Consider the following 13,310-nt stretch of genomic DNA (forward strand, 5'->3'; position numbering starts at 1 on the left):
GGAGAAACAATGTCCAAAACCACGCCCATGCGGGCCGCCGGCGAGGTCCTGACGCACCGTCAGACACTCACGGTCATGGTGGGCCTCATGCTCGGCATGTTCCTGTCCTCCCTGGACCAGACCATCGTCTCGACGTCCATCTACACGATCGCCAACGACCTCGACGGCCTGTCCCTGCAGGCCTGGGCCACCACCGCCTACCTCATCACGTCCACGGTGACCACGCCGCTGTACGGCAAGCTGAGCGACATCTTCGGCCGCCGCCCGCTGTACCTGGCCGCCATCCTCATCTTCCTGGGCGGTTCGCTGTACGCCGGCTCGGTGCACTCGATGACCGAGCTCGCCATTGCCCGCGGTATCCAGGGCATGGGCGCCGGCGGCCTGCTGGCCCTCGCTCTGACGATCATCGGCGACATCGTGGCGCTGAAGGACCGGGCCAAGTACCAGGGCTACTTCATGTCCGTTTTCGGCATCTCCTCCGTGCTGGGGCCCGTGGTCGGCGGTGCCTTCGCGGGCACCTCCACCATCCTGGGCTTCGACGGCTGGCGCTGGGTCTTCTTCATCAACCTGCCCATCGGCCTGGCGGCCCTCGCCGTCGTGTTCCTCTACCTGCACCTGCCCGCGCGGCACGTGAAGCAGAAGATCGACTACTGGGGCGCGGCCGCGATCACGCTGGCCATTGTTCCCTTGCTGCTTGTGGCCGAACAGGGACGCAGCTGGGGCTTTACCTCGCTGAATTCCTTCCTTTGCTACGGCCTGGGCGTGACCGGCATCGTCTGGTTCCTGCTGGCCGAAAAGCGTGCCGGCGACTACGCGCTGATCCCGCTGCGGCTCTTCACCAACATCACGTTCGGCCTGTCCTCGCTGCTGAACTTCATCATCGGCATCGGCATGTTCGGCGCCATCGCGATGCTGCCCATGTACCTGCAGCTGGTCAAGGGCCTCACCCCCACCGAGGCCGGCCTGATGATGATCACCTTCACCGTGGGCATCCTGTTCGGCTCGATCACCGCGGGCCGCACCATCTCGGCGTCGGGCACCTACCGGATCTTCCCGATCCTCGGCACGGCCATCCTGACGGCCGCCGCCGTCGTCATGGGCCTGTCCCTGGGCGTGGACACCGGGCTCTGGGTTCCCGGCCTGATCGCCGTGTTCTTCGGCATGGGCCTGGGCTTCTGCATGCAGCCGCTCACCCTGGCCATGCAGGTTTCGGTGCCGCCGAGGGACATGGGCGTGGGCACCTCCTCCGCGGCGTTCTTCCGTTCCATGGGCGGCGCCGCGGGAACCGCCGTGTTCATCTCCATGCTGTTCAGCCTGGCCGCGGACAAGATCGCCGAGGGCATGAAGGCCGCCGCCGTGAGCCCGGACTACCAGGCCGTGCTGCGCGACCCGGCCGTGGCCGCGGACCCCGCCAACGCCAAGCTGTACGACTTCTTCAAGAACGGCGCCAACAACGAGTCGCTGAACGACACCAGCTGGCTGCATTCGGCCAACCCGGTGCTCACGCGGCCCATCACGGAGGGTTTCGCCCAGGCGATCGACGCCGTCATGCTCACCGCAGCGGCGCTGACGCTCCTCGCGTTCCTGATCAGCTTCGCGCTGCCGAACAAGAAGCTCACGGACCCGGCTGAGGCTGCGAAGGCGGCCCCGAAGGACACAGACACCGTGTCCGTGCCCGCGCACTAGTTGGCTTCAAGTCCTGAACGCACATGGAATAGGTGGTCTGAGCATTCCGCTGATCTATGGTGATCTTGTGTTAACAGAGTGAATGCATGTCATGCACGTCACGTTGGCTGGATCTTTCTTCTTATGACATGCCACACTGTTTAGCGCGAGTGCACCGGCGTCCCGTCGGAACTGCCGACGACGTCCGCACCGCAGCAACCCACCCCCCATCCCCAAGGGAGACCCATGTCCAATTCCAGCTCCGAAGGCCTGCCCCCGGTACCCCGCAAGGTGATCGGCCTTGCCGTCGCTGGCGCGGTGGGCGGATTCCTGTTTGGCTTCGACTCCTCCGTGGTCAACGGCGCCGTGGATGCGATGAAGGACGAGTTCCTGATGAGCGAGGCCGTTACGGGCTTCGCGGTGGCGGTGGCGCTGCTCGGCTGCGCCGCCGGCGCCTACCTGGCCGGGAAGGTCGCCGACAAGTACGGCCGCATCCCCGCCATGAAGTTGGGGGCCCTGCTCTTCCTGGTCAGCGCCGTGGGCACCGGCCTGGCGTTCGGCGTGTGGGACCTGATCGCGTGGCGCCTGGTGGGCGGGCTCGGCATCGGCCTGGCGTCGGTCATTGCGCCGGCCTATATTTCCGAAATCTCCCCGCGGCACGTGCGCGGCCGCCTCGCGTCGCTGCAGCAGCTCGCCATCACCACGGGCATCTTTGCGGCGCTGCTGTCCGACGCCGTCCTGGCCACCTCGGCGGGCAGCGCGGACCAGCCGTTCTGGCTGGGCATCGAAGCCTGGCGCTGGATGTTCATCGCCTGCGCCCTCCCGGCCGGCATCTACGGCTGGATCGCGTTCCGGCTTCCGGAATCCCCGCACTTCCTGGTCCTGAACGGCAAGGAGGACGCCGCCCGCAAGGTCTTCGACACGCTCATGCCCGGCGACGACACCGAACGGCACATCCGGGAAATCCGCGAATCGATCGAGCAGGACCAGCTCTCCTCCAAGAAGGGCTCCCTGCGCGGGAAGACCTTCGGACTGCAGACCGTGGTGTGGATCGGCATCATCCTGTCCGTGCTGCAGCAGTTCGTGGGCATCAACGTGATCTTCTACTACTCCACCACGCTGTGGAAGGCCGTGGGCTTCCACGAGCAGGATTCGCTGGCCATTTCCGTGGCCACCTCCGTCACCAACATCCTGGTGACCCTCGTGGCGATCGCCCTCGTGGACCGGATCGGCCGCCGCCCCATCCTCTTGGCAGGTTCTATCGGCATGGCCGCCTCGCTGGGTGCCATGGCCCTGGCCTTCTCCTCCTCGGTTGGCACGGGGTCCGAGATTTCCCTGCCCGGTGCCTGGGGTCCGGTAGCGCTCGTCGCCGCGAACGTCTTCGTGGTCAGCTTCGGCGCCTCCTGGGGCCCGCTGGTCTGGGTGCTCCTAGGCGAGATCTTCCCCTCCCGCATCCGCGCCCGGGCCCTGGGGCTGGCAGCGGCCGCGCAGTGGATCGCGAACTTCGTCATCACCCTGAGCTTCCCGGTCATGGCCGCCGGTTCGCTCCCGCTGACATACGCCATGTACGCACTGTTCGCGGCGGCGTCGTTCTTCTTTGTCGTGTTCAAGGTGCCGGAAACGAACGGCATGTCGCTGGAGCAGGCCGAGACACTGTTCGTGCCCAAGGGCGCCAAGGTGGCCGCACTGGCCTCCAAGTAGGTGGCCCACAAGTAGCTTCCCACCACCCCCAAGTAAGTAGCAGCAGGTGTCGTTATGAGCGCTCATAACGACACCTGCTGCGACTCAGCTGGGTGGCCGCCAGCATGAAACGGGCCCCGCGGGCGGCCTCGGGCGGCCGAAAAATTCTCCTTCATGAATTCACTGTTAAACGTTCAATCACAGTTTTTTGAATGCTTAGAGTTACCTTGGACTAGCCGATTTGTTAGCCGGGTCACCATTACGGCGAATCACACGAAGGATTCAAGAACATGTCCGAACAGACAACAACGGGGCAGCGCACTGCCTCAAGCCGGGACAGCGAGCCCCACCTGTCACGCTCGCTGAGCAACCGCCACATCCAGCTCCTGGCCATCGGCGGCGCCATTGGAACGGGCCTGTTCATGGGCTCGGGCAAGACCATTTCCGTGGCCGGGCCCTCCGTGATCTTCGTATACATGATCATCGGCTTCATGCTGTTCTTCGTCATGCGCGCCATGGGCCAGCTCCTGCTTTCCAACCTGAACTACAAGTCCTTCAGCGATTTTGCGGGCGACCTCCTGGGCCCCTGGGCCGGCTTCTTCACGGGCTGGACCTACTGGTTCTGCTGGGTGGTCACGGGCGTTGCCGACGTCATCGCGATCGCGGGCTACGCCAACGAGCTCATGCCTGGCATCCCCCTCTGGATCCCGGGGATCGCCACCATCGCCATCCTGCTCCTGCTGAACCTGCCCACGGTCAAGGCCTTCGGCGAGACCGAGTTCTGGTTCGCGCTCATCAAAATCGTGGCCATCGTGGCGCTGATCGCCGTGGGCCTCGTGATGATCTTCACCGGTTTCCAGTCCTCCGCGGGAACTGCAAGCTTCACCAACCTGTGGAGCCACGGCGGCTTCTTCCCCAAGGAGTTCATGGGCTTCGTGGCCGGCTTCCAGATCGCCGTGTTCGCGTTCGTGGGCATTGAGCTCGTGGGCACCGCCGCGGCCGAAACCAAGAACCCGGAGCACAACCTGCCGCGCGCCATCAACGCGATCCCGCTGCGCGTCATGCTCTTCTACGTAGGCGCCCTCATCATCCTGATGTCCGTCACCCCGTGGACCGAATTCAAGGCAGGCCACAGCCCCTTCATCGGCATGTTCTCCCTGGCCGGCCTGGGCATGGCCGCCATGGTGGTCAACCTGGTGGTCCTGACCTCGGCGATGTCCTCGGCCAACTCCGGCATCTACTCCACCTCGCGCATGGTGTTCGGACTGGCGAACGACGGCGACGCCCCCAAGCTGTTCGGCCGCCTGTCCAGCCGCAAGGTTCCGCAGAACGCCCTGTTCCTGTCCTGCGTGCTGCTGCTGGCCGGCGTCGTGCTGCTCTACGCGGGCAAGGACATCGGAGCGGCGTTCGACATGGTCACCACCGTGTCCGCGGTCTGCTTCATGTTCGTCTGGTCCATCATCCTGGCCAGCTACCTCGTGTACCGCAAGCGCCGCCCCGAGCAGCACCAGGCCTCGCCGTTCAAGATGCCCGGCGGCATCCCGATGATCTGGGTGGTCTTCGCGTTCTTCGCCTTCCTGATCTGGGCCCTGACCACGCAGCCGGACACGCTCACGGCGCTGCTGGTGACGCCCATCTGGTTCGCGATCCTGGGCGTGGCCTACGCCGTGGTCCGCAAGTCCCCGCTTCACCAGGCCCGCGTGGCCGAGTGGAAGGCCATGGCCGAATCCGAAACCGCGGCAGCGCGCTAACCCACCAGAAGTTAAAGCCCGACGTCGGCACTCACCGTGAGTGCCGACGTCGGGCTTTCTTGATGCAAGTGGGAGAGCGTCTGGCCAGAAGGCCCCAAAGGTGAGAGAGCGTCTGGCTATTCGGCCTTGCGGTCCTCGATCAGCTTCTGCACCTGGGCGAACAGCGGGTGCGCGGGCGGCAGTTCGGTGATGCGTTCCACGGCCTCGGCGGAGTCCATTTCGGCAAGCATCCGGGCGAGTTCCACGGCTTCGTCGTCCGCGCCGTCGTCGAAGCGCAGGGCGGCAGCCATGGCCTCGAGCAGGGCCACGGGCGTGACGCCGCGTTCGGCCAGTTCCGCGGCCGGGCCGATGAACCGTTCGTGCCGGCCCAGCTTGCGCAGCGGGGCCCGGCCCACCCGGTTCACGGTGTCCGCCAGGTGCGGGTTGGTGAAGCGGGACAGGATCTTCTGCACGTACGCCTCCTGTTCGGCCTCCACGAAGCCGTGCTTGGCCACCAGCAGTTGCTTGGTCTCCTCCAGCACGGCCCGGACCTTCGCCGCGACCCCGGAATCGGCCATGGCGTCGGAGATCTTCTCCAGGCCGGCAGCGTAGCCGAAGTAGGCGGCCGAAGCGTGGCCCGTGTTGACCGTGAACAGCTTGCGCTCGATGTACGGGCCGAGCTCGTCCACGAACGTTGCCCCGGGAATCACGGGCGCCTTGCCGTCGAACGGCGTGCGGTCGATGACCCACTCGTAGAACGTCTCCACGGTGACGTCCAGGCCCTGGCCCGGCGCCTGGTTGGGGACGATCCGGTCCACAGCGGTGTTCGCGAACACCGCGACGGCGTCGAGTTTGCCCGCCCCCTCGCCGGCACCGGCGTCCCACGCACCACGGATTTCCAGGTGAAGCAGGTCAGTGGCGTTGATGGCGTTCTCACAGGCCATGATCTGCAGGGGCGGCAGCGACGGCGAACGGCCGGCCAGGCCGCGCGCAATCACGGGAGCCACGAACTTGAGGATGTGCGGCCCCACTGCGGTGGTGACCACATCCGCCGTCGCGATTTCGGCAACGACGGCTGCCTCCTCGGTGCCCGAGTTGAGGGCACGGAAACCGGAGACGGTCTTCACCGCCGGGTTCTCGCCCACCTCATGGACCTCGTAGCTGTCCGCTGCGGCGAGCTGGCTGATCAGGGCGTCCGCGACGTCGGCGAACACCACCTCGTACCCGGCCTCGTGCAGCAACAGGCCCACGAAGCCCCTGCCGATGTTCCCGGCCCCAAAATGGACTGCCTTCACTATGCGTTGACCTTTCCGAACAGATCCAGCACTTCCTCGACCGTGCCGGCTTCCTCAAGCTGGGCCACCTGGGCCTTGTTGGTGAAGATCTTGGCGATGGAGGACAGGATGTGGAGGTGCTCGTTGTTGATGCCGGCCACGCCGACGACGAACTTGACCTGCTTGCCGTTCCAGTCGATGCCCTGCGGGTAGCGGACGATCGACACGGCCGAGTGCATGATGTGGTCCTTGGCGGCGTTGGTGCCGTGCGGGATCGCCAGGAAGCTGCCCATGTAGGTGGAGACGGATTCCTCGCGTTCGTGCATGGCGTGCACGTAGCTGATGTCCACCGCACCGCGGTCCAGCAGTAGCTTGCCGGCTTCGTCGATCGCGCCATCGCGGTCCGTGGCGGTGCCGTTGAGGACCACGCTTTCGGCGAGGAGGACGCCCTTGGCCCCGGCGGCGGGCGCGGCGGCCGGCCCGACGGCGGCAGCGGGCTCAGCGGCATGCGCACCATGGGTGACTGCCGGCGCGGCAGCGGGCTCCGCCGTCGTAATTTCCTCGGTGTTGCTGCTCTTCACGAGCTCGACGATCTCGTCGTACCGCGGGCTGTTCATGAAGTTGTCCACGGAGAAGTGCATGGCGCTGGCGGTGACCGGCTGGGCACGTTCGGTGAGGTCCTGGTGCGTGATGACGACGTCATAGGTGTCGCTGAGGCTGGCGATCGCCGCATTGGTGACCTTGACGTCCGGGAAACCGGCCGCCTTGATCTTGTTGCGCAGCACCGAGGCGCCCATGGCGCTGGAGCCCATGCCGGCGTCGCAGGCAAACACGATGTTCTTGATGGGTCCGGCCAGCACCGCGGTGCCGACACCTGTCAGGGTGGAGGAGACGGAGCTCTTCTTGCCCTTCATGGCTTCCATCTTGGAGGTGGCGGCGTTGAGGTCGCCCTCATCGCTGTGCTTGGTGGTCTTCAGGATCACGGACGCCACCAGGAAGGAAACCGCCGTGGCGAGCACCACGGCGAGGATCACGCCGACGTAGCTGTCGCGGGAGGTCTGGGCGAGCACGGCGATGATCGAGCCTGGTGCCGCCGGAGCGACGAGGCCGGAGTTGGTGACGGCCAGTGTTGCAATTCCCGTCATGCCACCGGCAATCGAGGCCAGGATCAGCATGGGGCGCATCAGGACGTACGGGAAGTAGATTTCGTGGATGCCACCGAGGGCGTGGATGATGGCCGCGCCGGAAGCTGAGGCCTTGGCCACACCCCGGCCGAAGAACATGTACGCGAGCAGGATGCCCAGGCCGGGGCCGGGGTTGGCCTCGAGCAGGAACAGGATGGACTTGCCCTGCTCCAGCGATTGCTGGATGCCCAGCGGGGTCAGCACACCGTGGTTGATGGCGTTGTTCAGGAACAGCACCTTGGCGGGCTCGATGAAAATGCTGGTGAGCGGCAGCAGGCCGTTGTTGACCAGGAACTGGACCACGTTGCCGGCGCCGGTGCTGAAGGCCTGGACCAGCGGGGAGATGCCGTAGAAGCCCAGCATGGCCAGCAGCGCACCCCAGATGCCGGCGGAGAAGTTGTTGACCAGCATCTCGAAGCCCGGGCGGATTTTCCCCTCCCACAGGAGGTCGATCTTCTTCATGGTCCAGCCGCCGAGGGGGCCCATGATCATGGCGCCGATGAACATCGGGATGCCGGCACCCACAATGACACCCATGGTGCCGATGGCGCCCACCACGCCGCCGCGGACGTCGTAGACCATCTTGCCGCCCGTGTAGGCGATCAGCAGTGGCAACAGGTAGGTGATCATGGGTCCGACGAGCCCGACGTTGGGGTCACCGGCGGCATTGGTGCCGAAGCCGCCCAAGGCCGGAACCGGGATCCAGCCCTTCTCGATGAACAGGGCCGTGATCAGGCCCCAGGCAATGAATGCCCCGATGTTGGGCATGATCATGCCGGACAGGAACGTCCCGAACTTTTGGATACCTACGCGCAGGCTGGTGCGCGGCTTCGCAACTGTCTCTGTTGCCATGTGAATTCCTAACGTGGGTCCCGCAGCTGTGCGGAATCAGTCAAAGTCGACCAGCAGACTAGGAACTGCTGGAGATGCGGTGCAGCCACTCGAGGAAGAGTTTCAGCTCCGAACTGGAAAGTTGGTCCGAATGCGAGGCCTGGAGGGCCGCATTCAGGGCGATTGCCGCTACAACCACCGACGATTTGCCGGAGTCGTCGGCCGCGGCGCCACGGGTTTTTTCCGTGGAGATGGCGAAGATCATGGAGTCCCGGGTCATCGTTGAGAGCTCGAGGTTCCTGTCTTCCACCGGATCTGCGATCAGCATGAGCGTGACGCCCACATTGGCCGCAAGGATGCTTCTGGCCGCCTCCCGCGGCGGCACGTTGATCAGGCCGGCAATGGCGGCCTTGTTGAGCATCTCCTCCAGAAGCGCCTCGGCATCAGCCACGATGGCCGGGCGGCTTTCAGGACGGATGTTGCCGAACATCACCAGGTAGAGGTGCGGCTGGGTCAGGCCGAACTGGACGTGGTTGTCCCACATCCGCCGGATGTCCTCCAGGGGTTCTCCCGAAGGCGCAAAGTCGCGCTCCCCCGCCACGTACTCCTCGAAGCCGGCCGCAACGACGGCGTCGAACAGCCCCTCCTTGTCGCCGAAGTGGTGGTAGAGCGTGGGGGCCGTGACCCCGGCAAGTTTGGTGATCTGTCGCGTAGAGACCGGTAACCCGTCCGAATTCGCCAGCAGTTCGGCTGCCGCACGGAGCAGCCGGATCTTGGGCGGAAGCTGGTCATCGAAACTCATAACCGCTACCCTAGCACCTATAGCAACGCTATATGAAGTCAGTCACAGGGGATTTTTTTGGACCTCGAGGCGCCGCAGCCGGCAGGTCCGACCAAGAGCAGGGACAGAGGATTCAATGCAGAATTTCCAGGGAGTGGGCGTCAGCCCCGGCCGCATCATCGGCACCATCCGCCAGATGCCCAGGCCAGTCAGTGAACCGCCGTCGGGCGAGCGCCTGGCCGCCAACACGACGGCGGAAGACGCCGTCGCGGGCCTGAAAACCGCGGCCAGGGCCGTCCACGACGAACTCAAGGCGCGGGCGGAGCGGGCCAGCGGGGACGGCAAGGCGGTCCTGGAGGCCACCGCCCTGATGGCCAAGGACCCCATGCTGCTCAAGGCCGCCGGCAAGCTGATCAACGCGGGCACCTCGGCCGAGCGCGCCACCTGGGAAGCCGGCGCATCCGTAGCTGAGATGCTGCACAACCTGGGCGGCTACATGGCCGAGCGTGCCACGGATGTCCTGGACGTCCGCGCCCGCATCGTCGCCGAACTCCGCGGCGTCCCGGCCCCGGGGATCCCTTCCTCCGAAACGCCGTTCATCCTGGTGGCCGAGGACCTGGCCCCCGCGGACACGGCCACCTTGGATCCCGCCGTCGTGCTCGCGCTGGTGACCTCCGGCGGCGGGCCGCAGTCGCACACCGCCATCATTGCCCGTTCCCTGGGCCTGCCCGCGGTGGTCGCGGCGCACGGCGTGGATTCCGTGGTGGATGGGACCGAGGTTTATGTTGACGGTGCGGCCGGCAGCATCACGGTTGGCCCCACGGTCGAGCAGCGCGCCGCCGCTCTTGCCTGGGTCGAGAACGCCGCGACGCTGGCGGTCTTCGACGGAAACGGCACGACGGCGGACGGGCACCTGGTGCCGCTGCTCGCCAATGTGGGCGGGGCCAAGGACGCGGTTGCCGCCGCGGCGCTCGGCGCCCAGGGTGTTGGCCTGTTCCGCACCGAATTCTGCTTCCTGGAACGGGATACGGAACCCACCGTGGAGGAGCAGACCGCCGCGTACAAGGCCGTGTTCGACGCGTTCCCCGGCAAGAAGGTGGTGCTCCGAACGCTCGACGCCGGCGCGGACAAGCCCCTCCCGTTCCTCACGGACGCCACCGAACCCAACCCTGCCCTGGGCGTGCGCGGCTACCGCACCGACTTCACCACCCCGGGCGTGCTGGAGCGCCAGCTCGAAGCGATTGCTTTGGCGGCAGCCGGTTCCGAGGCCGACGTCTGGGTCATGGCCCCCATGATCTCGACGGCAGCCGAAGCCGCGCGCTTCGCCCAGCTCTGTGCCGCGGCCGGCATCAAGACCCCGGGCGTCATGGTGGAGGTCCCTTCGGCCGCCCTGACCGCCGCCACCGTGCTGGCCGAGGTCGGCTTCGCGTCGCTGGGCACCAACGACCTCACCCAGTACGCCATGGCCGCCGACCGCCAGCTCGGCCCCCTCGCGGAACTCAACACCCCCTGGCAGCCCGCCGTGCTGCGCCTCGTCCAGCTCACCGTCGCCGGCTCCGCCGAGGAAGGCAGCAGCAAGCCCGTGGGCGTCTGCGGCGAGGCAGCCGCGGACCCGGCCCTCGCCGTCGTCCTCGCCGGACTCGGCGTGTCCACGCTGTCGATGACCGCCCGCTCGCTGGCCGCCGTCGGGACCGTCCTCAAGACCGTCACCCTGGAACAGGCCCAGGATCTGGCCCGCCTGGCACTGTCCGCGCCGAGCGCCACCGAGGCCCGCGACTGGGTCCGCGCCAAACTGCCGATCCTCGAAGAGCTCGGGCTCTAGGCCCTTCCAACCCCAACACCAAGGAGAAAACCCATGCCCGAACGCACCGCCACCATCGCCAGCCGCTCCGGCCTGCACGCCCGCCCCGCCGCCCTCTTCGCCGAAGCCGCAGGTGAGTCACCCGTGGAGGTGACCATCGCCCGCGTAGGCGAGCCGGCCGAGGAAGCGCTCGACGCCGCCAGCATCCTCTCGCTCATGACGCTCGGCGCGGCGAAGGGCGACGTCGTGGTGCTGCGGGCCGAGGGCGACGGCGCCGATGCGGCCCTGGACTCCCTGGTCGCGCTGCTCGAAACGGACCTCGACGCCGAGTAGGACCCTCTCTGCCTGGAATCCCGCAGGTCGTAGGGCAACGTGCTGGGTGCCCAACCACTTCACGATCTCCCGACCTCAGAACATGTGGTGGCTGACGGTGGAGGCCCCAAGGCGCGCATCTGGTTACGGCCGGCATCAGTGATCCGATCGGGACCCCATGGCGGCATCCAGACCCAATTCAATTGCCATCTGCCGACGATGCCGCTCAGTGCCTTGCCGACCTGCTCCTCGATCATCCCAGCCAAAGGGCAAGCGGCTGAGGTCAGGGTCATGGTGATCACCAGTGCGTTGTTATCCCCGTATTCAAGGCCATAGAGGAGCCCCAGATCGACGACGTTCGCGCCCAGGTCGGGGTCAACGACGTCCTTGAGGGCGACTTGGACATCCCTAAGGGGAGGAGGCTCGAGGTTGATCGCCCTTGATGCACTGATTTCAGTCTCGGTCATGGGTCCCTCTATGCAGACAAGCTGATACACGGCCAGGGTCGCTGACGTGTGGAACAAGAGGGGCGGGCTGTGTCTTCACCCGTCCTTTCAAAATCTTGATACTGCCTAGGATAGCAAGGTAAGGCTTACCTAAGCTCGGCATGGCCTGAAACGGACGACAGGAGGGTTATCAGAGTGACCCTCCGGCGGCTTCCGGCGCGCCGGAGTCGTGGGCCCCTCCACCATAACCGCCGCCGTGGTGTCCGCCGTGTGCGCCGTGTACGCCGTGTATGTGATGACCGCCATGGTGGCCACCATGCTGTCCGTGGTCGCCGACCCGTTCACGGGCGAGGAAGTTTTCGATGTCGAAGAGGTTGTCCGCGCGGCGGGCAATATTCAACAGCGTGGTCATCGCGGCGACCTCTTCGACCTGTTCCTTGAGGAACCAGAGCATGAACTGCTCGCCCAGAGCGTCGTTTTCCGAGCGGGCCGCGGCGAAGAGTTCCTTGATGCTCTCGGTGACTTCCTGTTCCTGGGCGAGGGAAAGGGCCAGCGCTTCCTCCACCTTGTTGAAGTCGTTCCGGACAGGTTCCACGCCGGGGATCGCGATCTTCAGTCCGCGGTCCAGGATGTAGCGGACCATCATCATGGCGTGGTTTCGTTCCTCCAGCGATTGACGGTAGAAGTGCTTGGCCAGCTGGGGCAGGTCCTGCCCGTGGAACCAGACGGCAATGGCGATGTATTGGTGGGATGCTGCAAACTCGTTGCCGACCTGGCGGGCCAGCAGTTCGTTGAACTTAGACGTGGGCATCGGGATCTCCTCGGATCGTGTTACGAGTTTCGGACTGGGGCACAGGGCTTTGGCGCCCCGGCGTAGGACGCCTGGAATGAGAATCCTCCGCCGGCGCCCCACGGTCAATACCAAGTTCCTTGGCATGGGGCCCGGACAGCTGCCCGTCTTTGTCCTCGAGGAGCTGGGCATCCCAGACCGACCCGGCCGCGAGCAGTGTCCGCACAACGTATTGGTGCCCTCAGCCTCGACGCCCTGCTTGGGATCCTGTCAACCGGGGCTTCAGATTTCGTGAACCCACGGGGAACTCACTTATGGCGCCATTCCAGCCGACGCTCTCTCGCTTGCTTCACGAAAGTGAGAGAGCGTCGGGCTCTGAGGCTCAGGCGAAGGCGGAGATTCCCGTGATGGAGCGGCCGATGATCAGGGCCTGCACGGTCTCGGTGCCCTCGTAGGTGTGGATGCCCTCGATGTCGGCAAAGTGCCGGGCCACGCGGTTGGCCAGAAGGATGCCGTTGCCGCCGAGCAGGTCGCGGGCATTGGAGGCGATACTGCGGGCCGTGCGGGTGCAGGTGAACTTGGCGAGCGAGGCCTGCGCGGGGGTCAGCACGCCTTCCTCGTCCAGCCTGGTCATCTGCATCACCATGAACTGCATGGTGGCCAGTTCCGAGTGCATGCGGGCCAGGCGTTCCTGCACGATCTGCGAGGCGGCCAGGGGCCGGCCGAACTGCCGGCGCTGGGCGGCGTACTGCACCGCCGTTTCGTAGCAGGCCGTGGCATGCCCGACGGCGGACCACGCCACCCCGAGCCGGGTCG

General features: G+C 65.9%; 11 protein-coding genes. 5 read left to right on the top strand and 6 right to left on the bottom strand.

Features of this window, described 5'->3' with window-relative positions; genetic code table 11:
* Positions 1–9 precede the first annotated feature (9 nt).
* The 3 genes from J1902_RS10265 (at position 10) to cycA (ending at position 5,096) form a co-directional block, all read left to right on the top strand.
* Positions 10–1,686, top strand: coding sequence for an MDR family MFS transporter (locus J1902_RS10265; protein ID WP_207616154.1), 1,677 nt, complete (start codon positions 10–12; stop codon positions 1,684–1,686).
* Positions 1,687–1,911: 225 nt separating this feature from the next.
* The gene (locus tag J1902_RS10270; protein ID WP_207616155.1) at positions 1,912–3,366 is read left to right on the top strand and encodes a sugar porter family MFS transporter; all 1,455 of its coding nucleotides are present in this window, start codon (positions 1,912–1,914) and stop codon (positions 3,364–3,366) included.
* 269 nt (positions 3,367–3,635) lie between these two features.
* Entirely contained in the window at positions 3,636–5,096 is a 1,461-nt protein-coding gene (gene cycA / locus J1902_RS10275) for a D-serine/D-alanine/glycine transporter (protein ID WP_207616156.1), read from the top strand.
* A gap of 116 nt (positions 5,097–5,212) precedes the next feature.
* Here the strand turns inward: cycA and J1902_RS10280 are convergent, their stop codons facing one another.
* Genes J1902_RS10280 through J1902_RS10290 form a run of 3 tightly spaced genes read right to left on the bottom strand, consistent with a single transcriptional unit; the run spans position 5,213 to position 9,166 of the window.
* Positions 5,213–6,370, bottom strand: coding sequence for a mannitol-1-phosphate 5-dehydrogenase (locus J1902_RS10280; protein WP_207616157.1), 1,158 nt, complete (start codon positions 6,368–6,370; stop codon positions 5,213–5,215).
* The gene (locus J1902_RS10285) at positions 6,370–8,385 is read right to left on the bottom strand and encodes a PTS mannitol transporter subunit IICBA (protein ID WP_207616158.1); all 2,016 of its coding nucleotides are present in this window, start codon (positions 8,383–8,385) and stop codon (positions 6,370–6,372) included. The genes J1902_RS10280 and J1902_RS10285 overlap by 1 nt, the downstream gene beginning before the upstream one ends.
* A gap of 58 nt (positions 8,386–8,443) precedes the next feature.
* Positions 8,444–9,166, bottom strand: a complete 723-nt coding sequence (locus tag J1902_RS10290; protein WP_207616159.1) for a TetR/AcrR family transcriptional regulator — start codon at positions 9,164–9,166, stop codon at positions 8,444–8,446.
* Between the two features lie 115 nt (positions 9,167–9,281).
* On the opposite strand from J1902_RS10290, the gene ptsP reads away from it, so the two are divergent.
* Together ptsP and J1902_RS10300 are read left to right on the top strand one after the other, a co-directional pair.
* On the top strand, positions 9,282–10,967 hold the full coding sequence (gene ptsP, locus J1902_RS10295; protein WP_207616160.1) for a phosphoenolpyruvate--protein phosphotransferase: 1,686 nt from the start codon (positions 9,282–9,284) through the stop codon (positions 10,965–10,967).
* Positions 10,968–11,000: 33 nt separating this feature from the next.
* A complete protein-coding gene (locus J1902_RS10300; RefSeq protein WP_207616161.1) occupies positions 11,001–11,279 on the top strand; it encodes an HPr family phosphocarrier protein in 279 nt (92 codons plus the stop codon).
* Positions 11,280–11,338: 59 nt separating this feature from the next.
* On the opposite strand, the gene J1902_RS10305 is transcribed toward J1902_RS10300, so the two are convergent.
* The 3 genes from J1902_RS10305 to J1902_RS10315 all read right to left on the bottom strand — a co-directional run.
* On the bottom strand, positions 11,339–11,725 hold the full coding sequence (locus J1902_RS10305) for a metal-sulfur cluster assembly factor (RefSeq protein WP_207616162.1): 387 nt from the start codon (positions 11,723–11,725) through the stop codon (positions 11,339–11,341).
* A gap of 169 nt (positions 11,726–11,894) precedes the next feature.
* A complete protein-coding gene (locus tag J1902_RS10310; RefSeq protein ID WP_207616163.1) occupies positions 11,895–12,515 on the bottom strand; it encodes a ferritin in 621 nt (206 codons plus the stop codon).
* A 361-nt stretch (positions 12,516–12,876) separates the two neighbouring features.
* Positions 12,877–13,310: acyl-CoA dehydrogenase family protein (locus J1902_RS10315; RefSeq protein WP_278253620.1), on the bottom strand; the 434-nt coding region annotated here is incomplete at its 5' end.

It is taken from the genome of Arthrobacter cavernae (assembly GCF_017368795.1).
Classification (GTDB): Bacteria; Actinomycetota; Actinomycetes; order Actinomycetales; family Micrococcaceae; genus Arthrobacter; species Arthrobacter cavernae.

Bases quoted from the DNA above. Each gene is read 5' to 3' on its own strand.
- J1902_RS10265 (WP_207616154.1), top strand. From the start codon at position 10: ATGTCCAAAACCACGCCCATGCGGGCCGCCGGCGAGGTCCTGACGCAC.
- J1902_RS10270 (WP_207616155.1), top strand. From the start codon at position 1,912: ATGTCCAATTCCAGCTCCGAAGGCCTGCCCCCGGTACCCCGCAAGGTG.
- cycA (WP_207616156.1), top strand. From the start codon at position 3,636: ATGTCCGAACAGACAACAACGGGGCAGCGCACTGCCTCAAGCCGGGAC.
- J1902_RS10285 (WP_207616158.1), bottom strand. From the start codon at position 8,385: ATGGCAACAGAGACAGTTGCGAAGCCGCGCACCAGCCTGCGCGTAGGT.
- J1902_RS10290 (WP_207616159.1), bottom strand. From the start codon at position 9,166: ATGAGTTTCGATGACCAGCTTCCGCCCAAGATCCGGCTGCTCCGTGCG.
- ptsP (WP_207616160.1), top strand. From the start codon at position 9,282: ATGCAGAATTTCCAGGGAGTGGGCGTCAGCCCCGGCCGCATCATCGGC.
- J1902_RS10300 (WP_207616161.1), top strand. From the start codon at position 11,001: ATGCCCGAACGCACCGCCACCATCGCCAGCCGCTCCGGCCTGCACGCC.
- J1902_RS10305 (WP_207616162.1), bottom strand. From the start codon at position 11,725: ATGACCGAGACTGAAATCAGTGCATCAAGGGCGATCAACCTCGAGCCT.
- J1902_RS10310 (WP_207616163.1), bottom strand. From the start codon at position 12,515: ATGCCCACGTCTAAGTTCAACGAACTGCTGGCCCGCCAGGTCGGCAAC.